Source organism: Chitinophaga sp. HK235 (genome assembly GCF_018255755.1).
Taxonomy (GTDB): Bacteria; Bacteroidota; Bacteroidia; order Chitinophagales; family Chitinophagaceae; genus Chitinophaga.
The window spans coordinates 7,588,180-7,612,045 of record NZ_CP073766.1 but is presented as its reverse complement, the minus strand read 5'-3'; the positions used below and the strand labels follow the sequence as shown (position 1 = coordinate 7,612,045).

General features: G+C 45.8%; 19 protein-coding genes. 10 read left to right on the top strand and 9 right to left on the bottom strand.

What is annotated here, in order from left to right:
* The first annotated feature begins 169 nt into the window (after window positions 1-169).
* Window positions 170-769 carry a DUF4159 domain-containing protein gene (locus KD145_RS29340; protein ID WP_212003360.1) on the top strand — a complete coding sequence of 200 codons (600 nt, stop codon included), beginning with the start codon at window positions 170-172 and terminating at the stop codon, window positions 767-769.
* Between the two features lie 37 nt (window positions 770-806).
* Here the strand turns inward: KD145_RS29340 and KD145_RS29335 are convergent, their stop codons facing one another.
* A complete protein-coding gene (locus KD145_RS29335) occupies window positions 807-1,850 on the bottom strand; it encodes a hypothetical protein (RefSeq protein ID WP_212003359.1) in 1,044 nt (347 codons plus the stop codon).
* A 733-nt stretch (window positions 1,851-2,583) separates the two neighbouring features.
* On the opposite strand from KD145_RS29335, the gene KD145_RS29330 reads away from it, so the two are divergent.
* Both KD145_RS29330 and KD145_RS29325 read left to right on the top strand, forming a co-directional pair.
* Window positions 2,584-5,652, top strand: coding sequence for a TonB-dependent receptor (locus KD145_RS29330; protein ID WP_212003358.1), 3,069 nt, complete (start codon window positions 2,584-2,586; stop codon window positions 5,650-5,652).
* Window positions 5,653-5,663: 11 nt separating this feature from the next.
* A complete protein-coding gene (locus KD145_RS29325) occupies window positions 5,664-7,139 on the top strand; it encodes a RagB/SusD family nutrient uptake outer membrane protein (protein WP_212003357.1) in 1,476 nt (491 codons plus the stop codon).
* Between the two features lie 42 nt (window positions 7,140-7,181).
* On the opposite strand, the gene KD145_RS29320 is transcribed toward KD145_RS29325, so the two are convergent.
* Window positions 7,182-8,339, bottom strand: coding sequence for an aldose epimerase family protein (locus KD145_RS29320; RefSeq protein WP_212003356.1), 1,158 nt, complete (start codon window positions 8,337-8,339; stop codon window positions 7,182-7,184).
* A gap of 154 nt (window positions 8,340-8,493) precedes the next feature.
* Here KD145_RS29320 and pepE point away from each other — a divergent pair, with 154 nt between their 5' ends.
* Genes pepE through KD145_RS29305 form a run of 3 tightly spaced genes read left to right on the top strand, consistent with a single transcriptional unit; the run spans window position 8,494 to window position 10,163 of the window.
* On the top strand, window positions 8,494-9,207 hold the full coding sequence (gene pepE / locus KD145_RS29315) for a dipeptidase PepE (RefSeq protein WP_212003355.1): 714 nt from the start codon (window positions 8,494-8,496) through the stop codon (window positions 9,205-9,207).
* A gap of 33 nt (window positions 9,208-9,240) precedes the next feature.
* The gene (locus tag KD145_RS29310; RefSeq protein WP_212003354.1) at window positions 9,241-9,828 is read left to right on the top strand and encodes a TetR/AcrR family transcriptional regulator; all 588 of its coding nucleotides are present in this window, start codon (window positions 9,241-9,243) and stop codon (window positions 9,826-9,828) included.
* The gene (locus tag KD145_RS29305) at window positions 9,825-10,163 is read left to right on the top strand and encodes an ADP-ribosylation/crystallin J1 (protein WP_212003353.1); all 339 of its coding nucleotides are present in this window, start codon (window positions 9,825-9,827) and stop codon (window positions 10,161-10,163) included. Before KD145_RS29310 ends, KD145_RS29305 begins: the two co-directional genes overlap by 4 nt.
* Before the next feature lie 50 nt (window positions 10,164-10,213).
* Here the strand turns inward: KD145_RS29305 and KD145_RS29300 are convergent, their stop codons facing one another.
* Both KD145_RS29300 and KD145_RS29295 read right to left on the bottom strand, forming a co-directional pair.
* Window positions 10,214-11,542: a DEAD/DEAH box helicase gene (locus tag KD145_RS29300; protein WP_212003352.1), complete on the bottom strand. Its 1,329-nt coding sequence runs from the start codon at window positions 11,540-11,542 to the stop codon at window positions 10,214-10,216.
* 21 nt (window positions 11,543-11,563) lie between these two features.
* Window positions 11,564-12,532, bottom strand: a complete 969-nt coding sequence (locus tag KD145_RS29295; RefSeq protein ID WP_212003351.1) for a DUF6528 family protein — start codon at window positions 12,530-12,532, stop codon at window positions 11,564-11,566.
* A gap of 18 nt (window positions 12,533-12,550) precedes the next feature.
* On the opposite strand from KD145_RS29295, the gene KD145_RS29290 reads away from it, so the two are divergent.
* Together KD145_RS29290 and KD145_RS29285 are read left to right on the top strand one after the other, a co-directional pair.
* On the top strand, window positions 12,551-13,027 hold the full coding sequence (locus tag KD145_RS29290; protein WP_212003350.1) for a hypothetical protein: 477 nt from the start codon (window positions 12,551-12,553) through the stop codon (window positions 13,025-13,027).
* Between the two features lie 41 nt (window positions 13,028-13,068).
* Window positions 13,069-14,016, top strand: a complete 948-nt coding sequence (locus tag KD145_RS29285; RefSeq protein ID WP_212003349.1) for a DUF6268 family outer membrane beta-barrel protein — start codon at window positions 13,069-13,071, stop codon at window positions 14,014-14,016.
* Window positions 14,017-14,134: 118 nt separating this feature from the next.
* On the opposite strand, the gene KD145_RS29280 is transcribed toward KD145_RS29285, so the two are convergent.
* Entirely contained in the window at window positions 14,135-14,536 is a 402-nt protein-coding gene (locus KD145_RS29280; protein WP_212003348.1) for a hypothetical protein, read from the bottom strand.
* Window positions 14,537-14,810: 274 nt separating this feature from the next.
* On the opposite strand from KD145_RS29280, the gene KD145_RS29275 reads away from it, so the two are divergent.
* Window positions 14,811-16,586, top strand: a complete 1,776-nt coding sequence (locus tag KD145_RS29275; protein WP_212003347.1) for a hybrid sensor histidine kinase/response regulator — start codon at window positions 14,811-14,813, stop codon at window positions 16,584-16,586.
* A 27-nt stretch (window positions 16,587-16,613) separates the two neighbouring features.
* On the opposite strand, the gene KD145_RS29270 is transcribed toward KD145_RS29275, so the two are convergent.
* Window positions 16,614-17,741 (bottom strand): terpene synthase family protein, encoded by a 1,128-nt coding sequence (locus KD145_RS29270; protein WP_212003346.1) that lies wholly within the window; start codon window positions 17,739-17,741, stop codon window positions 16,614-16,616.
* 659 nt (window positions 17,742-18,400) lie between these two features.
* On the opposite strand from KD145_RS29270, the gene KD145_RS29265 reads away from it, so the two are divergent.
* Window positions 18,401-19,888, top strand: a complete 1,488-nt coding sequence (locus KD145_RS29265) for a S8 family serine peptidase (RefSeq protein ID WP_212003345.1) — start codon at window positions 18,401-18,403, stop codon at window positions 19,886-19,888.
* A 46-nt stretch (window positions 19,889-19,934) separates the two neighbouring features.
* Here the strand turns inward: KD145_RS29265 and KD145_RS29260 are convergent, their stop codons facing one another.
* The 3 genes from KD145_RS29260 to KD145_RS29250 all read right to left on the bottom strand — a co-directional run bounded on the left by KD145_RS29260 (window position 19,935) and on the right by KD145_RS29250 (window position 23,680).
* The gene (locus tag KD145_RS29260) at window positions 19,935-20,468 is read right to left on the bottom strand and encodes a hypothetical protein (protein ID WP_212003344.1); all 534 of its coding nucleotides are present in this window, start codon (window positions 20,466-20,468) and stop codon (window positions 19,935-19,937) included.
* A gap of 1 nt (window position 20,469) precedes the next feature.
* Window positions 20,470-21,144 (bottom strand): hypothetical protein, encoded by a 675-nt coding sequence (locus tag KD145_RS29255; protein ID WP_212003343.1) that lies wholly within the window; start codon window positions 21,142-21,144, stop codon window positions 20,470-20,472.
* A 136-nt stretch (window positions 21,145-21,280) separates the two neighbouring features.
* Window positions 21,281-23,680, bottom strand: coding sequence for a TonB-dependent receptor (locus KD145_RS29250; RefSeq protein WP_249219617.1), 2,400 nt, complete (start codon window positions 23,678-23,680; stop codon window positions 21,281-21,283).
* Window positions 23,681-23,866 lie beyond the last annotated feature (186 nt).

Below are 23,866 nucleotides of genomic sequence, written 5' to 3'. Positions count from 1 at the left end.
TTATTCTGATTTTGGCATTGGGTTATTATGTTGGCGGCAGGTTTGGTATCCCACAAAATAGCCAAATAATATTTTAGTAAATAACGAAATAAAAATATGAAATTGAAGAAAATTTAGACTGGCGGCAACAACCAATGATAAACGCATGCAAGGGAACACATTTACATTTGTGAGGCTAAGATACCGGTCGGGTGACTGGGACACAGACCAGCGGATGCCCTCCAACCTGCTCAATTCACTGATTGAGTACACCACTATTCCTGTGGCCATGCAGGAGAAAGTCGTAGACCTCAGCAGTACAGAGATCTTCCAGTATCCTTTCTGTTATTTAAGTGGCCACAAACTGGTACAGTTTGATGCTACCGAAGCGGCACATTTCAAACAATATGTCAGCAAGGGCGGATTTGTTTTTGTGGATGATTGCAACCACGACATTGACGGTCTTTTTGCCCGTTCGTTTGAAACACAGATGACGCAACTGTTTGGAGCACATGCGTTAAAGAAGATTCCTTCCTCCCATGCCATCTACAATAGTTTTTTCAAATTCGAAAAAGGACCGCCTAATACCTCCTTTGAGCTCAACGGCTGGGGTGATGATCTTATACATGACTATCTCAAGGCCATAGAAATAAATGGTCGTATAGGCGTTCTGTATAGTAACAAGGACTATGGCTGCGAATGGGACTATGATTTCCGCAACAAACGTTTTCTGGCGGAAGATAATACCAAGTTTGGGGTGAATATAATTGTGTATGCACTCACCCTGTAACTGTGATGGGTGTAATGAATGATGATAATTCTGATGATTATTCGGAAGGATCATACTTGATGAATACCTGAGGAGGAGAAAACTGATTTTTGTTTTTAGGAGATAAATACAGGAAGGCCGCTTCTCTTTCCCCCTGTGGTATGGTCGTTGAGCCAAAGAACAATACAGCTGTCACAAACAGCGGATCGTGACGCCGATCCCGCTGTAACATCAAGAAGCTATTATCATCTTCGAGACTGACAATTGAACTATGTAACGGTGTAGTATAAACGAAATTCGTTTTCAATATATATTTTTCCATAAAACCGGAAGACAGCTCTGCAGCCAGCATTTGAGTGATCACGGAATATTTAGCTTCCTTATCTTTACCCGACCGTTGTACATCCGCCTGATGAACCAGCCGGTGATAACGATCATCCAGCCTGTTTTTAACAACCGCATAATAGGTGCAGAATGAAATAGTAACAGTAACGGCTATACCTAATCCTACCCCAAAAGCAGTGCGACCAGCTCTTTCCTGCCAGATAGTATTTTTCAGCACACGCCAGTTATACCAGGTCAGAAACAGTGGTGAGAAAACAGCCCAGGCGACCCCGAATACAATTCCTGCAAACAAACAGATGGGATAAAGTGGCCCCAGATATAACGTTAAGTAAACGGGCAGCAATATTGTCAATCCTAATATAAAAGCCTGTATTTCCCTGGCCCATTGCGGCGATTCCCTGAAATAAGACAGGGCCAGTGTGTTCACTCCTATCAGGAACAAGGAGATAACATACCAGGGTGACGGCGTAGCAAAAGCCCCCATGTGTTTGTCCATAATAAGGGATGTGATCATCCACATTACCAGCAAAACGGCCACCATTTTGCGACGATAAGGATTGCTGCTTTTAAGGTTCCCAGAAAATAAGACTGTCAGCATCCAGATACCACCCAGAAAATAAAGGACCACCTCTGTATAGAAGATCCTATCCGTCAAGTGCGACAGCTGCGCAAATACCAACATTATACTATAAGCAAGCAACACTAATACACCAAAGCGATAAAGCCTGGATGAGCCATCCAGAAATCCCAGTTTCATACTTAAATTTTTACAGCACTAAATTATAGAAAGTACTTTGTATTTCAAAGCATATTATTTTTTTGACGTTGTTATACTGATGCCTGCGTTGAATATAAATAGCAATGCCGCTTTGCTCCTGGGGAAGCTGTTATGCTGACACAGGCATTGAACATAATGGCGGTGCTGTTGGGCATCTGCCCTATCGCAGGCGCAATAGAGAGTACCCCGATGAGCATGTTGGGTGGCAATTGGCGGATTGTAACAGATAATTCCCCTGAAAACAAGTATGGATAAGAGTTTTATATAAAACACAGACGGGTATACGAAAAAGTGTGTATGTTACTAAACAGTATAACCCATCAACTTATCAGGATGCATAAAGCGACAACTGATACTCTTTTTTAAACTATTAATAGATAATTAACCCAAAGGGTATTTCACACGAAAAACTATACACTTACATTTACTTAATTCATTAACTTGTTTAAAACCAAAATTTCATCAGCCAACAGAAAACCCAGTTCTTTCATCCTTGTTTATAAAACCCATGTCCTATGAAGCAGAAAATGCCAAAGTCCGGAGCCCGTGAGCTAAATCGATATAGCTGATTACAGAAAGATAGTCTGCCAGTAGCACCTAAAAAACCACCGGAAGTAATACCCGTCACACAGCAAACCACATTGCTGTGCAACGCTGTATACTTCACGCTATAATCAAACCCTTTTTTCATTCACCGTTCATTTATTTCACTATGAGTTCTTCCATTCTTAGAAAACTATGCTTTCTGCTGATAGTCCTGTGCGCAGCCACGGCCACAGCTATCGCGCAGAAGACCATCACCGGTAAAGTGACCGGCGCCTCCGACGGGGCCGGTTTGCCCGGCGTCACCATTACCGTGCCCGGAACCAGCACCGGTACTCAGACAGACGTCAACGGCCATTTCAGGTTACAGGCACCTGCCACCGCACAAACCCTGTCATTTTCCTTTATGGGTTATGAACCACAGACCATCACCATCGGCAACAGAGAAATAATAAATATCGCCCTGCAAGCCACCAGCAAAGGACTGGGCGAGGTGGTAGTGGTGGGTTACGGCGTACAAAACCGCCGCGATGTGACCGGCACCATCTCTTCCGTAAAAGGTGCCGACATCAACAACCTCCCCGTCAGTGATGCCGCACAGGCCATGCAGGGCCGTGTTACCGGGGTAGATATCGTCCGCTCCGACGGACAGCCCGGCAGCACACCCAGTATTCGTATACGCGGTACCGGTACCATCAACAATGCAGAACCACTGATCATCATCGATGGAGTTCCGGCCAGCGGCCTCAGTGATATCAACCCCAACGATATCGCCTCCATGGAAGTGCTGAAAGATGCCTCCTCTTCTGCCATCTATGGTACCCGCGCAGCCAACGGCGTCATCATCATCACCAGCAAAAAAGGTAATTACGGCGAAAAGCTGAAAACTACTGTCAACCTATACAAAGGAGTGTCCAACGCTATCCGGTATATACCGCTGCTCACCGCACCAGACCTGGTGATGCTGAAAAAAGAAAGGTATACCAATGACGGTAAAACAATAGACCCTATCTGGAACGATCCCTTTTATGCAACGCAACGCACCGACTGGCAGCGGGCACTGCTCGGCTCCGGCCAGGTGACCAACGCCGATGTGAGCCTTCGTGGTGGCAACAACAGCTCCAACTACCTCTTCAGTGCCGGCTACTACGATGAAAAAGGCATCATCGAAAACACCTATTTCAAACGGTATACCGTCCGCATCAACTCAGAACATAAACTGGGCAAACGTTTTAAAGTAGGTGAAAACATGCAGCTGACCTATCGGCAGAACGAAGGCTTTGATACCTACTCTTCACAGACAGGCCTTATCTTCAGCGCACTGCGTTTTAACCCCGCTATTCCGGTGCGCAATCCCGACGGCAGCTACGGTTCTTCCAAAGCCAGCAACGAACTGGGAGATATCAACAATCCCGTTTTCACCGCCGAAACAACCGATGGGTGGGCCAAAAACTATCGTCTGCTGGCCAGTGTATACGGAGAGCTGGAAATCCTCGATGGCCTTACATTGCGCGGCAACTATGGCTTCGATGGCAGCATCTACAACCAGTCCAATTTTGTGCCCAAGGTACTGGACCAAACCCGTACCCGCGACCACGCTGAACTCTGGAACCGCAGTGAATCCAACAGCTCCCAGCTCAGTGAACTGTTTCTCACCTACAACAAAATCTTCCATCAACATCATCTTACCCTCACCGGTGGCTACTCGCAGCAGGTGGCCAAAGGCTACTACTTTAAAGGAGAACGCTGGGGTTATGCCGATGAATCCCGGGACGTAAGAGTCCTTGATAACGGCAACGATATTCATGATGCCAGCGGAAACTTCAACCCCGAAAACGCCATCGCTTCCGGCTTTATCAGAGGCTTCTACGGATTTAAAGACAAATACCTGCTCACCGTCACTTTCCGGGCGGATGGTTCTTCCCGCTTTGCTCCGGGTAGGCGTTGGGGTTATTTCCCTGCTTTCTCTGCCGGATGGAGGATTTCCGATGAACGTTTCTTCAAAGACAATGTAACCTTTATGAGCAATCTGAAAGTCACCGGTGGCTGGGGACAGCTGGGGAATCAGAATGTCCGCGATTTCCAATACCTGGCACCGGTGGATAAAGACAGACGTTACAACTTCGGCGAAAATCCCTACACCGGCATCTGGAACTCCCGCCTGGCCAACCCCAGCATCACCTGGGAAAAGGCAGAGATGACCAATATCAGCCTGGAAGCGGGTTTCTTCCAGAACAAACTGAACGCGGTCATCACCTGGTTTAATAAAAACACCAAAGATATGCTGGTGCCAGCCGCCGCTATGGACCTGCATGGCACGGCCTCCATACCCGATCAGAACATCGGTCAGCTTAACAACAAGGGATGGGAAGTGGAAGTCAGCTACCAGGGCGGCAACGACCGTTTCCGTTATAATGTCTCCGCCAACGCTTCCTTTATTAAAAACACGGTTACACGGCTATACGAAACCGGTACCTATATCTCTTCCACCAACTACGGACGGCAGAACCAGGAGATCTCCCGCACCTACGAAGGACAGCCCCTGGCATCTTTCTATGGCTGGAAAACCAATGGCATCTATCAAACACAACAGGATATCGACAACGACCCCAACATCAGCAAAGATCCTAACAAAGGCAGTATCAAACCCGGTGACGTACGTTTCCTCGACATCAATGGTGACGGTATTATCAATGAACAGGACCGTACCAACCTCGGAGATCCCAACCCCAAAGTGGTTTATGGCATCCAGGCGGGCGCCCGGTACAAAGGCTTTGACCTGAACCTTTCCTTCGCAGGGGTAGGCGGCGTAAAACTGTATAACGCCGATAAAATGCAGGGCATGGACCCCACCTATTCCTACAACATGTACGCAGAAGCTCTCAACCGCTGGCATGGCCCCGGCACCAGCAATAGCGTGCCCCGCATGTCTCTCAGCAGCGATAATAGCAACAACCGTACTTCGGACCGCTTCGTGGAAAAAGGTGACTACTTCTCCCTGCGCAATATCGCCCTCGGCTATACGATTCCGGCGAAAGTATGGGGTCATAGCGGCATCTCAGACATCAGGGTGTATGTGGCCGCACAAAACCTTTTTATCCTCACCTCCTACTCCGGCCTTACCCCTCAGCTGGGCTACAACGACAACACCAAAGACGGCAACCGCCAGCGGGGTGTTGATGTGGCCGCCTATCCTCAAGCCAGAAGTTTCACTTTTGGTGCTACGCTCAACTTTTAAAACAGACCACTATGCAACCTATCAAACATATACTCTCCATCGGCATCATCACCACCTCCCTCCTGTGCGCCTGCAAAAATGTACTGGACGTACAACCGCAGGGCAACTTTACCACTGGCAACTACTGGCGTAACCAGGACCAGGCCGTAGACGGCATCACCGGTATTTACAACATACTGCTGGAAGAAGACTATACCGGTTTTAATGAATTTGTTTTTGACAACAGTTCAGATGACCAGGTCCGTGGCGGAGACCATGACTACGACGATGCCATAGAAGCCTTCACCTACGATGCCTCCACCCCTACCGTGAAGGCAGGATGGAGATGGAAATATGAAACCATCAACCGCGCCAACAATGCACTGATCAATATTCCGAAGATGACCAACATAGATCCGGTGATCAAAGCACGTTGTTTGGGAGAAGCCCGCTTTCTCCGCGCTTTCGCTTACTGGCGGCTCCTTCTGATCTATGGAGAAGCACCTGTTATCACAGAAGACGATGTGGAGAAAGTCAACTACAACAAACCCAAGGTCAGTTCAGACCAGCTGCGGCAACAGATAGAAGCCGATCTGCTGGCGGCCGCCGATGAGCTTCCCGAAAGTTATAGCGAAACCGACAAAGGTCGCGTAAGCAAAGGAACAGCCTGGGGCCTGCTTTGTAAGCTGTATATGGAATGGGGCAAACTGGACAAGGCCATCCTCTACGGCAGCAAAGTGATCAGCAATCCCAACTACGCGCTGGCACCACGTTACAGCGATAATTTCAGTCCGGCTACCGGCAATAATTCCGAAATGCTGCTGGCAGTACAAACCGTTGACGGAAACGGCTACTCTGATTTTATCACTTATCACGCGCCCCGCAAATGGAACGGATGGAGTTTCTTTTATCCTACCAAAGGACTGGTGGATGAGTTTGAGGCTGGTGACCCACGCAAAGAGATCTGTATCATGGCACCCGGTGACAAGGTGAATGTAGGCACGGGTATTGAGATTGCTACGCCGGACCTGTCCTGGTCGGGTTATCATTACAAAAAATTCTGTAGCTGGAAACCTTCCGGAGGTCTTAACTACTCACTGAAAACACCATTGATGCGGAGTGCAGACATCTATCTGCTGGTTGCCGAAGCCAAAATCAGGTTAAACGGTCCCGGTGCCGGCGATGCGGAGATACAGGCCGTAAGAACCCGTGCATCTGCTGCATTGCCTCCTGTAAACAATGCCGGCATGAAAGAGCTGATGCATGAACGCAGGGTGGAATTGTGTGGAGAAAATGAAAGGCAGCAGGACCTGCTGCGCTGGGACAAAGCCAAACTGATAGACATTGTTGCAATCAACAATCAGCCCAAACTGGCTTATGATGGTACGGTGATGAGCAGAGGCGGCGCCCCGCGGAAGTTTATCAAACCTAAGCATTATTATTTCCCGATGCCACAACAGGAGATAGACAAGAGCAAGGGTATTTTAATACAGAACCCTAACTACTAAACATCAAAAGGGCTGACCGGTAACTGGTCAGCCCTTTTAGCTTTATTTGGTGGAGAATCTATAGACCGTTGTTTGAGTATATGTTTCTCCCGGTTTGAGTATTACATTCGGGAAGTCGGACTGATTGGGGGAATCAGGGAAATGTTGTGCTTCCAGGCAAAGGCCGGCATGCTGCACATATTTCTGTCCGTTGCGGGTGTTTGCAAGGGTACCATCGAGGAAGTTGCCGGAATAGAACTGAACACCTGGTTCTGTAGTAGCCATTTCCATATAACGGCCGCTGGCCGGATCATAGAGGGAAGCCACTGTTTCGAGATCTTTGGATGTTTTATCCAACACGTAGTTGTGATCATAACCACCTTTCACGGCTGCAATATCTTTCCCTACTTTTTTCGGGGTGGTGAAGTCCATTACGGTGCCTTTCACCGGCTGCAGCTGGCCTGATGGGATCAGTTTATCATTCACCGGTGTATAGCGGCTGGCTTTCAGCTCCAGTTCCTGGTTGAGGATGTTGCTGTCTTTACCGGCCGACAGATTGAAATAGGTGTGGTTGGTAAGATTTACCGGCGTTGGTTTATCGGCGGTAGCGCTATAGCTGATTTTCAGGGCATTGTCGGGAGTGAGGGTGTATACCACAGTAGCCTTGAGATTGCCGGGATAACCTTCTTCTCCGTCTTTACTGATATATTCCAGTTGCAGGCTGCTGTCGCCGACCTGGGAGGCGGCCCATATCACTTTATCAAATCCTTTCATACCGCCGTGGAGCGTGTTGCCGTGATCGTTAGGGGCGAGCGTGTAGTCTTTACCGTCGAGTTTAAATCTGGCGTTGGCGATACGATTGGCATAACGGCCGATCAGTGCACCGAAATAAGGCTGTCCTTTTTGCTGGTAGCCGCTCAGGGAATCATAAGACAGCACCACATTACCTTTCCGGCCCTGTTTATCTGCTGTGATGATATCGGTAATGATACCTCCGTAGTTGAGGATCTTCACCTCTGTGCCCACACCATTGTGCAGTGTATACTGCAATACTTCCTGCCCGTCTGTCTGGCCATAGCTATGCCCCGTCGTAGCGGTAATACTGGTAGAATCGACAGTATCGTCTTTGGTTTCTTTGGGGGCAGCGGTGTTGTTACAGGATGCCAGGACTGCAGCACCTGAGATCATAAGGGCGGGGAGTGCCCTGAAATTGATTTCCATAACGTATATAGTGGTTAAGTGAATAGTATTTTTAAATATCGTGATAATTAGGGAAAAGAAGAAATGTGCGAATGTTAATCCCGCCGTGATATGTTTTGATAGTATTTATTCTCCGGAAGGGTTAATTTTGGCGGCCAGAGAAATACACCAATATATGAAACATATTGTACTGGCCAGCACTTCCACCCTTTATGGCGAAAGTTACCTGGCTTATTTGCAGCCTGTGATGAAGACGCTGTTTGCCGGCGTCAGCGAGATCATTTTTGTACCGTTTGCCCGTCCGGGTGGGATTTCCCATGATGAATACACTGCTAAAGCCGCTGCTGCATTTGAGCCGCTGCAGATAAAAGTAAAAGGCCTGCATACCTTTGCCGACCCCGCAGCCGCCATCCGGGAAGCACAGGGCTTTTTCACCGGAGGAGGCAATACCTTCCTGCTGGTAAAGGAGCTGCTGGAGCGCGGATTGATGGACAAATTAAAAACAGCCGTAGAAGAAGGCCGTCCTTATATGGGATGCAGCGCCGGCAGCAACATCGGTGGTGTTTCCATGCAAAATACCAACGACATGCCCATCGTTTATCCTCCCGGATTTCAGACTATGGGACTGGTGCCCTTTAACCTGAATCCGCACTACCTGGACCCTATCCCCGACCTGCCGCATATGGGAGAAACCAGAGAGACACGCATCCGCGAATTCCATACCCAATACACCACACCTGTGCTGGGCCTGCGTGAAGGCGGCTGGATACATGTTAAAGGTGATGCCATCACCCTGGAAGGAAAAGTAAGCGCCCGCATCTTCGAAGCCGGTAAAACACCTTATGAAGTGGAACCCGGCAGCAGTCTCAATTTTCTCCGCCAATCCTGATTAAACGAATAGTTATTCGTTTATCTTTGGACCATGCGCGTAAAAGATGAGAACAAACTAATTACCATACAGGAAAAGGCCATCGAAATGATCGTCAGGGAAGGTTTCGATGGCCTCAGTATGCACAAGCTGGCCAAAGCAGCCAACATCTCTGTCTCCACCATATACGTCTATTTCAAAAACAGGGAAGACCTGCTTAATCAGCTGTATATCGCTGTATCAGCGCTGTTTGCCAAAGAAACCCTGCACAACTTTGACCCCAATATGGACTTCGAAGCCGGACTATGGCTGCAGTGGACGAACCGTTATCGTTATATTCAGCAGTATCCGCTGTATTATCATTTTTCGGAACAGTTCCGTAACTCCCCGCTGATCCATCATCCTGACATCAAAGAAGATGTTTTCCGCAGCACCATGCAGCAGTTTGTCGCCAACGCAGTCCGGAAACAACAAATTGCCGACCTGCCTGAAGAAGTATACTGGGCGCTGGCCTACGGACCATTTTACATACTGGTCAACTTCCACCTGCATAATGCAGCCCTGGCCGGAAAACCATTCCAACTGAGTGAAGAAAAAATGAAGATAACTTTTGCAAGAACCCTGCAATCCTTAAAAAAATGACAACGACTTTATACCGCCCTGTAGGCCCCGCTGAACTGGTATTAATCGAACAATCCGGCTGGAAAAAATTTCCTCCCCGTCTGCCCGACCAACCCATCTTCTACCCTGTCATGAATGAAGAATATGCCATTCAAATATCCACCCAATGGAATGTACCGGCTTATGGGAAAGGATATGTTACCCGGTTTGAAGTAAACACAGAATTTCTGCAGGCCTATCCTGTGCAGAATGTGGGCGGCATCATCCATGATGAACTATGGATACCGGCAGAAGAGCTGGAAGCCTTCAATGAAAATATTGTGGGATTGATTGAGGTAACGCAACGATACGAATAATATACCAGCAAAAAGGCCGGAAGTGATTCCGGCCTTTGCTATAACTGTATTTACTTCGCTACATCTATTTTCACCTTTTTATTCTTTATCCGCTCATCTTTGATGAGGTGCAAAGTATTGGATGCCTTTGACTTCACGATAGCTACGAAAGAGAAGAAATCTTTCACTTCTATCAGCCCTACATCTTCTTTTTTAAGCATTCCTTTTTGGGTGAGGAAACCGACGATATCGATTTTATTGACTTTATCCTTTTTACCTGCGGCGATGAACAGGGTTGTCCATTTTGGTTTTTCCGGCAGGACTGCTTTTTCCGGCAGCTGGATGCTGTCCACTGTTTCGGTAATGTACGGCATCAGTTTTTCATCTGGTGCGAGGATGACGATAGCGGTGCCACTGGCTTCCATTCTGGCGGTACGGCCATTGCGGTGTGTCCAGCTGTCTTCCGTATGTGGCAGATGGAAGTGTACGATATAGCGGATATTGGGAATATCCAATCCGCGGGCGGCCAGGTCGGTGGTCACCAGTACGTTGACAGTGCCATTACGGAATTTGCAGAGGGCGCTGTCACGCTCGCGCTGTTCCATGGCGCCGTGGTAGAACTCGTTCAGGATACCTTTCTCAGACAGCATGGTGCTGGTGCGTTCCACCGCGTCACGGTGGTTACAGAACACGATAGTAGAGCGGTTGCCCAGGTGGCAGATCAGGCGGAACAGGGTGTCTACCTTGTCATTTTCAGGCGACAGTACCTGCTGGTAAGCCAGACGGGCCTGTGGTGTTCCATCTTCCGGCAGGAAATCGAGTTTCTGCGGATTGTCCAGGTTTACAAAATCCGGGATATCTACCGCTTCGGTGGCGGAGGTGAGGATACGCTTTTTCACACCAGGCAGGGAGGAAATGATAAAAGACACTTCTTCCTGGAAACCCAGCTCCAGCGATTTATCGAATTCGTCGAGAACCAGTGTTTCGATGGTATCGGTAGTGATATTGCCTCTGCGGATATGATCACAGATACGGCCCGGTGTGCCTACGATTACGGCAGGCGGCTGAACCAGGTTGTTCTCCTCCGTTTCACGGAGGTGTCCGCCATAAGTGGCGGTGATCTTGTAACCGGTCCCCATGAGTTTGAACACCTTTTCTATCTGAAGGGCCAGTTCACGGGAAGGCGCCACGATCATGGCCTGTGTCTTTTTGTTGGCAGGGTCGAGCCGTTCGAGGACGGGCAGGAGGAAAGCCAGCGTTTTACCAGAGCCGGTAGCAGAGAGCAGAATGACATCGGAATGCTGACGGTTGGCCGCAACAGACGCTTCCTGCATGTCATTGAGCGTTTTGATCTTGAGATTAGAAAGAATATCTTCTAATGAATATGTTCCTTTTTGCATGTGCGGGCAAAAGTACGAAAATTAAATTTGGCCCGGTATCCGGGTTTTTGACTCGCTGAAAGAATCCGGCAACACCCAGCGGGCCTTGTATATCCTCAGCCCGGGCTGCATAAACACACGTTGCCCTTTTGCATCTATCACTTCGTCGGTCCACCAGGACTCCTTAGGCTTGCAGAGGATCACCGGAAAGCCAGCCGGACCGGAAGAAACGCTTTTAATATTCTGCTGTATCGTTCCACCGGGAGATACTTGCCTGGTACCAACATCAAACCGGTACACATGGGTGAGGTTGGTGAGCCATAAACTGTTTTCGCCATATACCTGGTACAGGTCGTGGGCTTCGGTACCTGGCAGGCGGAAACTGGTATCTGCGAGCAGGTCGGGGGTATCCCGGTTGAAATTGTAATGGTATACCTTCATGGAGTCCATGGCGGCTGTCCACAGGCGCTGGCCCGCAGCATCCCATACTACATTATGTCCGAAGGCTACCGGTATCTTTTTCGTATATGCGTTGGCATTATACCCGGTGGTATCTGCCCTGAAAATCATCAGGAAATTACCGGTGCTGGAAGCGCTGACGATATTACCATCCGGCAGCAGCGCCGCAGAATGCGTATTACCACCGGCATAAGCATAAAACACCGTTTTTTTATCAGCGATACGGATCAGTGCCACCCCTCCGCCGGAAGCCGCCATCAGGATATAACGGCCGTTGAGTACAGGCTTTGCCTCACTGGGGTTGTTGAACCATTTCACATGTTCCGGTTTTACGCCGCATAGAGCCGGCCTCCATTCCCAGATAATTTTGCCGGCGCTTACATCCGCAATGGCAATACGGTGCTCCTCCTGCTCTGCCAGCGCGATACAGCGCCGACAACCGGTCACTGTAGTATCGCGGGAAAAGGCCCACATCTCCTTAGAAAAAAATAAAAACGCGGTAAACAAATACAGGGTATACTTCATCTTGCGGTGTTTGTTCAGTTTCATCATTTTAACTACTTTCAGGATATGAAAACACTACAAATCCTATCGTTTCTTGCTGTTGGCGCACTCGTATCCTGTAGCCAATCCGGCAACCAAGCTAATAAAAATACCGACAGTTTAAAAACCGCTGGTGTCATCACCGGAGATCTCTGTTATCAGAAAGCCATCGGCAGAGATACCATCCAGTTGCAGCTGCATATTCAGGATACCGTCATATCCGGACAGCTTACCTACAATCATTTTGAGAAAGATAAAAATACAGGCACCATCGCCGGAAAAATCCACAACAACTTTATCTATGCACAATATACTTTTATAAGTGAAGGTGCGATAAGTACCCGTCCGGTGGTGTTCCACCTGATGGACGATAAAGCCTATGAAGCGGTAGCAGACAGTATCAACCCCGAAGGTGTGCCCGTTTTCACAGACGATACTGCTGTTTTAAAGTTTGAGGTGGAACCTCTTTTAAAAATTTCCTGTAGTCAGATAGGGGTAAAGTAACAGCAGCGTGTCGATATCGAAACACCTATAAAAGTTTCGATATGATACACCGATCCCGCGCTCGTCACAAGCGCACTGCCTGGCTATTGCCAGGACTTTTGTTAATGGCTGGCGCCGTAAAAGCACAACTCGGCGCCAGCAAACTCACCGGCCCTGGTGTAGCCATTAATGTCGATTACCTGCCTGCCAGCCATTATATCCGGCCGGAAGACTCCCTGAAAATGCCGGCCACCACTTCACAACGGCGTATCAGCCTGGGCGCTGCGTTTTTGTTATCCTCCCATGTAGACACTATCACCGGTAAAGTACGCACCTGGAGCCTCGGAGCATTCGGCACTTATACCAAGTTTACCAATAAGGATTATGAAAAACAGATATTCCCTGATGAACTGCTGGGAACACAAATAAGCCTGCTACACAACCGTACCATCAACAGCAAATGGAGCCTCATGGCTATGGTATCTGCAGGTGTGTTCACTGATATGGAAAAAATAGACTACGAAGATGTGGTGATCAATGGCGGTGTGATTTTTATCAAACGCTACAACCCCAGATTCAGCCTGGGTATTGGCGCAGTACTCACCAACAGCTTCGGTGCACCGATGGTGCTGCCAGCGTTTCTGGTATCATGGAAAACCAATGGCCGATTCAAAGTTGAAGTAAACATCCCTGAAAAAATAAGTGTCAGCAGCACACTCAGCAAATACGATGATCTGGCCCTTGCCCTGCGGCTTTCAGGCGCCGCCTTTGATGTAGAAAAACATCCTGACAATAAAAGACAACTGGGCTATTCAGAGATCACCATCGGACTGGAAAACACCTTCCATGTCACCCCTAAAATTGATGTCAATATAGCCGGAGGCAGCGTTCTCGCCAACAGTGTACAGTTTCGTGAGAAAAAACTGTCTTCCATATTTTCCGACGAACCATCCCACCGGCTTGCCACCAACTTTTACCTCAGTGCAGGGGTAAGGTGGAATTTCAGATAAATGCGAAAGAAATGGGGGTACCTCAATTATCAACAAATACATAATCCAAAAAACGCAGTAATAGTTTCTACTATTACTGCGTTTTTTTTCGTAAATTATTTTCTCATTTGCCTAACTATCATAGCAGCTTCTTTCTACAATAAAGCCGCAGCCTTTCCAGCTCTTCATTAATAATGGGCGAAACACTTTCGGTGTGGATTCGTGCTTGTTCCATGAGATACTCAACCTGGCTCCAGTCATCAATATTTGCACGGTGTCTCATTTCTCTCATAATTTCCGCAATAAAAGAAAGTCCAACATAATTATAGGTAGAAATGTGTGCATGACTCAAAAGATCAACTCTATCAACATCCCTGTTCAAAATAGCATCTTCCAGGTCTGCTAATTTCATTTGTATGGAAGTAACATAATACTCGAAAATATCAATGGCATAGGACTCGTTCTTCTCAAATGTTATATAAAGTGAGGAATCGAGCCTTTTATCAAACTCAAATCCAGATTGGTTGATAGCTTCATTCATACTAGGTTGTTTTTTTAGGTTGGTAGTAAAATATTAGCAAAACGACGTTTCAGGAGCCAAAAGTCGTTAACATTTAATTCACAATTGCCATACAGAATATCACTATCTTTCGCGAAATAATACTAAATTAACGAAGCCTACAACGAACACATAGTATTATAAACCAATATATCATAAAAGAAGATTGGTTACAAGGAAATTTCACGCTGTCACTGTATCAGATGTTTCACTCAAAATAGCATAAAGTTTTGACCCTTAATAAAATCCTACAAGCATGAATGTTACACTTAACACCCAAAGCAATTCTGTTGGTTTTAAAAAAAAGATTGTCGATTTTGTCTCAACTGTTTTGCACATTGGCACCATTGGTGTCGATGATCAAGATAAAGTAAAGAGAATAAAACTTACGAACTCCATTGGCACATCGGTGGCTTTAATGGTAATGATAATTGCCCCGATCTACTTTGTAATTACCAAAAATGTAGTAATGGTAATTACAGCTGGCATTGATTTCCTGCTTACACTTTCAGTTCTTCCCTTAAACCATTATAAAAAACATTTGGCAGCGAGTCTGGTAATTTATTTTTCCCAATGCCTGGCTGTAATAGCATTCGGTATCATTTTGGGAGGGTTGCTACAATTACAATGTATGGTAGTATTTCTAATTTCAATACTTTACCTGCTGTTTAAAGAAAAAACCCTTAGAAGATTTTGCCTGGCTTCAGCAATTCTCACCCTAATAGCCTTGCAAACAATTTACTATTTAAACTCAATCGAGCTTCAGCCATTAGGATTAGATACCGGTTATATTATCCAATCAATGGCTTTGGCTGGTGTATTATTTTTAATTTTGGTGATTAGCAGGCCATATGTACATTCCAATGACTACTACCCGGAGCTTAAACGAGCCAATCAGTTTATAAAAGTTTTTACTTACCAGATCAGCCATGAACTGAGAAATGCGCTTAATCAAATCATCTTAGCTTCTCATTTAATAAAAAAGGAAACACTTACAAACGAAGAGCTGAAAAACATCGAAAACCTAATAGATATTATCAGAAATTCATCCAATGAAGCAAAAAATATTGTGAACAATGTTCTTAGCATGTCTAAGATTGAATCGGGCCAGATAGATCCCGTTGTTCTTTCTCATTTTCAGGTAACTTCATTTTTTGAAAAATTCATAGCTGTTTATAAATTATTGGCCAGGGGTAAAGGGATCCAGGTAAAATTAATTGTTGATGAAAATATGCCTTCAGTAATCATTGGGGATCCGTTAAAAATAAGTGAGATAATTAATAATCTGATGGGGAATGCAATAAAATATTCACACAAATACAGCACGATATATTTGAAAGTTGCTGTGAACGGGAAGACATATCAAATTGACGTTACCAGTAAGGGAGAGATTATTCCAAATGAAAAAATCGCTCAAATATTTGATCCATTCGTAACATCTAAAGGTAATAGGCAAACAGAAGGAACCGGATTAGGACTCACACTTGTGAAGAATATTGCAGAATCAATGAATGGAAGGGTTGCTGTAAATAATCCAATGCCTGAACACACGACATTCTCTGTAATATTACCATTGGTGGTAGGTAAACAGGAAAATATTGAAGATGAGAATGAGGATGATGACATGGACATTTTTGAGTTTCCGCATAACATAGTAATGGCAGATGATGACGATATGAATTGCATGCTTTTTTCCAAGATACTGGAAGGCCTCGGCTGCAAAGTGAGAATTACCTCAAATGGACAAGAGGCTTTAGATGCGATAGAAAAAAAATTACCGGACTTAATCATCCTCGATAGTACGATGCCGGTACTTAATGGTATAGAGACATTGAAGAAATTAAAATCAGATAACAGAACAAAGAATATACCTGTAGTGATCGCCACAGCAGATGCTTTCGCTGAAAACCATGTTAATTTTATAACAGCCGGAGCTTCAGCTATTCTATCAAAACCAATTGTGGTTAAGGATGTTGCAAAAGTATTAACACAGCACTTAAAGCACCACTGTGACGATCAACTTAAAAAATAGTTCCGAGTTCTGAAAAGTATTTATTTGCTATACAGCTTGAGCCACTGATCCAGGTAATTGGGTTTCCTCAAAAATTGAAGCTGGGCGTTTATACCTTTTTGTATAAACCTGCCACAGCCAACTGGCCTGTAAACACTTTTCAATACCTTTCAGATATTTATTCAGGGAATCCGTTCTCAATTCATCAATCCCAGATGAATCATGCACCCGCTTTTTAATTTTATTAATTAAATCCAATAATTCAATTAATACTTCCTGGACAATTTTTGCCGATTTAACGATCACCTCTGTTAGTGTAAACATTGGATTATTTAATGCAACTACCGTTAAGAGATTGGCATCCGTCGAATTATCAATAACCTCCTTTTCAAAAGAAAAGAGGTCATTTGAAAGACATCCAAAAGCAGCAGTTAAAAAGTTTACTCTTTGTAAATAGTTATCAATACCTAAATCTGAGCACCAGTCCATATTCAGGAAGTTACCATCAGCATACTCAATGAGCATTACAATGTGGTGCATGCCGGAAGTATGGCAACGTAGTTCAATATACTCGTTTATAGATGGGATATAACCCTGTGCATCAGAGTTACCGTCCTTATGAGTAACATCAATATGATAACAATAAAGATGCAGGAACTTTTCAAACCAGGGAAATGGAGAGGTATTCTTCATGAACCTGAGGATTTCAATATTGGCCTTTTCAACCGATGTTGCATTATCCGGTAGTAATAAGTTACAGTCTACACTTGACATTCTTTTCATTAACTCCCTTGCTTCATGTTGCCTGTCCGCATTTAGGTGACCGAAAAGATCCCGGCCAATAATATCATTTAGATAATAATCTATGGCATTGTTTTCAACCATCGATACCAGTCTGTCAAACTCCGCATCGGGATATAGAAAAAGCTCGCAAGTGATATAATGCTTTGCCTGTTCAATCCAGATACCATGCTCCTCGCAGTACTGTTGAGCAATCTTAATAATAGTCTCACTTTGAGGATGAGGGTTTAGTGTTTGACAGTATTCCTTTAGGGTAAAATTGTCAAAATTCAGAAAATCAGCGATTGAAAATGTGGTACCTGCGGTGATCAGCTCACGGTACTGCATCTGAATCTGACCCATTCTCTGGGCTGTCAGGGATAGATCTTTTTTCATAAATGTTTTTTTTAATGTGTAGGAGAATAGAATTCCATGCTATGAGTTCGTAATAGAATGGACTACGTCCAGGCCAGGAAGCAACATTTCAGCAATCGATTGTTGTAACAGTGGTAGATAGAGACAGTCAATGTATACTGAGGTTCCAATCGGTATTTCCAATTATGCCTCATTCAATATCGTTATGTTGTTTATTCCAATATAGCTAAAATGGACAAGTTTTTTTGCGAGAAAAGTCGTGTTCCGTTTCAGTGTAATTTCAGGAAGCCTTTTTTAATATAAGTCATTCAACTGCGAAATAACAAGGAGTAGAATTCATTCCGGGTTAACTCTCTATACATCTGCTCCGGGCACCCTTCTTTTTCTCAGCATCCGCCCCACCGCAGTGTCACTACGTACATTCACGCCATCAACCGTCGAGCATAGTACCTATAGCCCATTACTGATTGTTTTTTAAAACCCGTCATTTCCATATCTTTTCCCGGTTACCCACCACCAGCAGTAGCAGGATCTGATATCATCATACATCAGCATTATACTTATCAGCACTTCCAACCAAGTGCCCAACTATTTACAGTGAACAAACGCAAGCGATCTGCCACCAACAGACAGTCGGAAATCCGTAGCACTATTCTTTATCAATCAATAAAAAACCCACAATGAAAAAGCACCTATTATTCATCATTGCTTTATGTCTGAGCATTGCAGCATGTACCAAAAAAATCCAGGAACCCACCATCAGTAACCCTGTTGATCAGCTTCACCCCCCAGGCAGTCTGAAAGGTCAGAACCATCTTCTACCCGGAACAGATCAATACCGGTTACTCGTAAAATTTAAAGCAGCTGCTATCCTGGCCGTCGAAAAAAACCAGCCTGTATTTTCGGAAACCCTTGCTCCATCTGCTGCCAGCACCTGGGGAAGGACCTCTGGCAATGTTCAGTCATTTACCTATGAACAGGTGATTCCTTTTGCACCAGAAGAAAAAGCAGCCATGAAACAAGGCCGTCTGGCGGCAGCAGCAACACCCGGACAGTTCAACCGCTACGCCTTCAGAGGTCTGCTTTATGTAAAGGAAGCCACCACCATGCAGCCTGCCGATGTATTAAAACTCGCAGATGAATTTGAGAAACTGGATATCGTGGAATATGCAGCCATAGAGCCGGTAACTCCTCCCCCGCCTCCTGTATCACCCGATTTCTCCGCGCAGCAATACTATAGAAACGATGTAGACGCCACCAACCCTAATGTGCGCGGTATCAACGCCACCTATGCCTGGTCTGTCGGTGTTACCGGCTCCGGTGTTCGTATTGCCGACATTGAATGGGGATACAATAAAAATCATGAAGACCTTGTTGGCTCAAGAGCCCTGGAAGTATTACCGCCGCCGGATGATCAGTATAAAGACCACGGCACCGCAGTAATCAGCATACTGTTAGGAAGGAATAACGGCTTTGGTGTAACCGGTATGGTATATGGAGCGGATAGTTGTTACGTTATCTCCGAACGTGTGATTGGAAGACCGGGCGGTATTGCAACCGGACTGGCAAGACTGCGCCGCGGCGATGTGTTCCTGTATGAAATGCAGACCGGCGGTTCAGGTGGTAATTATGTTCCTGCTGATTTTAATCAGGCTGTATGGGATATCACCAAAGCCGCCACTGACTCTGGCATCATTGTAGTGGCCGCAGCTGGCAATGGCAATCAAAACCTCGATGATGCTTATTATAACAGTTACCGGGCCAGAGGAGATAACCGCGCCATCATTGTAGGCGCCGGCACCAAAATATCACGTAATAAAGCCAGCTTCTCCACCTATGGCAGTACCGTGCATCTGCAGGGCTGGGGCGACTGGACTGTTGTCAGCGCCGGTTATGGGTCTCTTTATAACGGTGGGCCCAACGCCACCTATGCGAGTGATTTTTCAGGTACCTCCTCTGCTACGCCGATTGTTGCTTCTGCCGTGATTGCGGTACAGTCATGGTACAAAGCCCACAAGGGCACCGTATTATCACCACTTGCTATGAGAAACCTGCTGATCAATACCGGCACTCCTCAAGGTACCGGCGGCCATATCGGGCCTTTGCCCAATATCAAAGCGGCCATCGAATCACTCAGCGCCGCTGGCGTTACGGCTCCTCAGCCATAACATAAATCGCTATACGAAAATGGGTGTCTCAATGAATTGAGGCACCCTATCTTTTAATCACGAATGATCCGCTTACATAGAGTTGTTTGGTAGTATCCGTGATACATTGCATCTGTGCATTAAAAAGCCCTTTTATTTCCCTGGCAGTAATCTCCTGAATGGTAATGAGATTTTTGTCGCCAGGTATTGACGTGTATTCCAAAGGGTTAGCCTGTTCCTTATCATTGATTTTAATAGCCAGGAAACCAGCCTTGCTTGTACTGCTGTCTGCCACCGGCATATCATTCACCAATCGCATCACGGGATAATCTCCCAGCGTAATTTTTCCGGAAGCAATATCAGTGATCACACAACTAAAATAAAAAGGAATGATTTCACTCCGGTCCGTAAAAAAGCCCAGTGTGGCATTTGGATTAACAAAGGTCTGGGCAATCAGTTGCCTTGCAACGATATCTCTGTAAAAAGTATGTTCCTTACCTTCAATCGTTACTTTCAACATAGAATGCTCCTGCGCCAGCAACGGTAGAAAACCCGCGAGCAGCCCCATAAGGAGCAGTAGCCGTTTTATTGTGTATATCATATTACCGGATTTGTAATACCACCGCAAACCCGTCATGGTCACCGGTAGTATCGGTTTCATTGTTTTGTGTGTTATGGAGGTTATAACATCCTAGCCTTTTCACAGCGGCAAACTTCACCAGTTTACCTTCGAATTCCTTTTCTGCCTCTTTAAAGGTGACGTATTCATGAGACAGCCCTCTCTCCCTGCTGGCGGCGCCTATCCAGAAGTAGATGCCATCTTTGAGATAAGGCCCAAACAGGCGCGCATGGTCGTTGGTGAATGTCCAGAGATAATTGGAAAAAGCCTTGTTAGTGGATGTATCCGGCAGCTGAGTAAAATCCCGGTTGTCCATTTTACCTTTATAGGCCGCAGTATGGCCGGGGCGGGCGTTGAATCCGGCAGTGCCAAACCTTTTTTCCATCAACGTGCGGGAGGCATTTTCCGAAGTGGAGAGTGTATCAACGATGATCAGATTAATCGGTTCATACAGGGTTTTGTTGTTGAGTTTAAAACCCAGCCACTGTGCAGGCTTATCATCGTGGGAACCGTTTTCGTACATCCACTTACCTATCTCCGGAAGCGCATCTGATACTTTCAGGGGGATGGAGCTTTCGCAGGAATCTCTGTGGTGATGAGCCCTACAGCCCGCCAACAGCAATAAGGCTATACTACAATATTTGAGGGAACGCATCATGGGGAAATAATTTATCGGTCAGAATAGCATAACAGTTCCTGCTTGAAAAAGTTTGCTTTACTGGTAAAAGTTCCCAAAAAGACGAAGGGCGTCTCCTGTTGGAGACGCCCTTCACATTGTATAAAACTGTATCCTCTTAGAATTTGTATGAAACGGTACCTACAAACTGGGTAGGTGGTATTGGGTTGATGCTGTAGTTTTCGTGGATATAGTAGTTGTAAGTATTGGTAACGTTGGATACTTTACCCATTACAGCAAAACGTTTGAAAGTGTAGCCTGCGCTGAGGTCGAGCGTAGAATATCCGGGTACGGAAATCATACGGTCAAACTTCTGGGACTGTTCATACTGATTGTTCCAACCCGCATAACGCTGACCAATATAATAGAAACCAGCACCTACTTTCAGGCCTTTCAGGGCTGACTGCTGGAAGGTATAGAATGCGCTGGCGTTGGCAGTATGGTTAGGGTTACCCACGAGTCGTTGGCCAGCGATCACGGAACCTCTGGATTTAGGTGTATTTTCGACGGTCATGCTGTTGTAGCTGTAACCGGCAATTACGTCCAGACCTGGCAAGGGATGACCGGCGATATCCAGTTCCACGCCCTGGCTGAGCGTTTCACCGATCAGCGATTTAACGTTAGTATCGGTGTTAGTGGTGCCATCCAGTCTAGATGGTGCTGTTTGTGCGTAGTTGTTGTTACGGATGCGGTAAGCTGTCAGGTTTACAGATAACAGTCCTTTAAAGAAATCATTTTTCACACCTGCTTCATACTGCTGGATAATAGAAGGTTTAAGATTTTCTCCATAGATATCCTGGCCGGTGTTAGGTGTAAAGGAAGTAGAGTAACTAGCAAACAAAGCAGTGGTTGGAATCGGTTTGTATACGATACCCAAACGGGGAGACACGGCATTGTCGTATCTGGAAGCACCTGGCTTGCTGCCACCTTTGATGAAATCGTAAAGAACTGGTGATTCACTCTGCAGGTAAGAAACTCTTACACCAGCCAGTACTTTCAGTTTTTCGGAGATGCTGATCAGGTCCTGGATATATGCACCCACTCTGTTGATAGGGACATTATTTACAGTCAGCAGGGTATCTACCGGACGGTCTGTACGACGAACATATTTAGCAGGATCAAAAATATTGATACTATCATAGATACCAGCTGTTTTAGGCTTAATAGTAGGAAGGCCATAGGCATAAGTACCAGTCAGGTAACGATCCGCATCTACACCAGCCAGCACAGTGTGCTCTACGCTTCCGGTTTTGAATTTACCGGTCAGGTCTACCTGGGCAGCATAATAATCTTCGTTAGTAGCGTTTCTTCCCAGCGGACGGTTCCAGTCGCCATTGGCAGACGCCTGGATTCTTTCGATAGCGTAGTAATCACGTGCGTATTTGGAGTAGGAAATCAGACCGTTGATAGACCAGTTTTCATTGAATTTATGTTTGATATTGGCAGAAGCAGTGCTTTGCTGAGTATGTGCATACTGCCAGGGTGCACCGTAGAAGGTATTGCGGGGAGCTTTGTTGATAATAGTATCAGCATAAGAACCCAGGCCGAAGTCAGGAGTAAAATCGTGTTTCAGGTAATCACCCTGTAACAGCAGTTCGGTGCGGTCGCTGAGTTTGAACAACAGGGACGGATTAATATAATATCTTTTGGAATGTACCTGATCGCGGTAGCTGTCAGCTGTTTCGAAGGTACCATTTACACGGTATGCAATTTTGGAAGAGATAGGACCATATACGTCGAATGCTGGTTTCAGGAGGCCGTAGCTGCCTGCTCTCAGATTCACTTCACCGCCGAAGTTGAATTTAGGTTGTTTGGTAACCATGTTCATTACAGCACCTGGTGCTACGTTACCATACAGGATGGCCGCGCTGCCTTTGAGGATTTCCACTCTCTCGAGGGAGCTCATTTCAGGCATGGCACCGGAGTTAACACGGGTACCGTTTTTAAACATATTGGTGCTGGAGAAACCATAACCGCGGGCGTTAAATGTTTCCTGTGTACCGGCACGCTGAGAGGCCATGTAAATACCATTTACGTTTTTCACCACATCACTCAGACGTTGTGCCTGCTGGTCTTCCAGTACTTCATGACCAATGATGGCCACGCTCTGGGGCAGGTCCATCACCGGTACCGGCAGTTTACCGATGGATACCGGTCTGCGGTTGATGGTGCGGGTGCGGTTACCATCTACTACTACTTCATTCAGCTGGCTGGAAGTAGTCTGTAAGTCGAAGTTCATCTCAGCTGTTTTATCAGCTTCTACGGTGATCGTTTGCTCGATTTTCTGGCAACCGGTGCAGGATATTACGATGGTATAAGTACCAGGTTTAATATTTTTAACAGTGAAGGTACCATCTTCATTGGTTACTGTTCCTCTTTTAGTGTCTTTGAGTCCTACTGTCACAAAAGCCGCCGGCTCTCCATCTGCAGTCTTGATTTTGCCTTTAATAACGCCATTCTGGGCCATCGCCACAATACTCATCAGAACAAAACCAATAATCAAGTATAAATGCTTCACCTCTGTAAATTTTTTGCAAAGGAAACCCAAGATAGGTTCCTGGCCGAGGCGAATCGGGAAAAGCATTTACGCAAAACGGAAAAAGATACGAAACATTTTAAAAACAACTGATTATCAATATTTTAAATATTATTAATCAAAAAAGGAAAATGGTTACAGGAAGATTTTAAAGGAAGGATTTTTCCG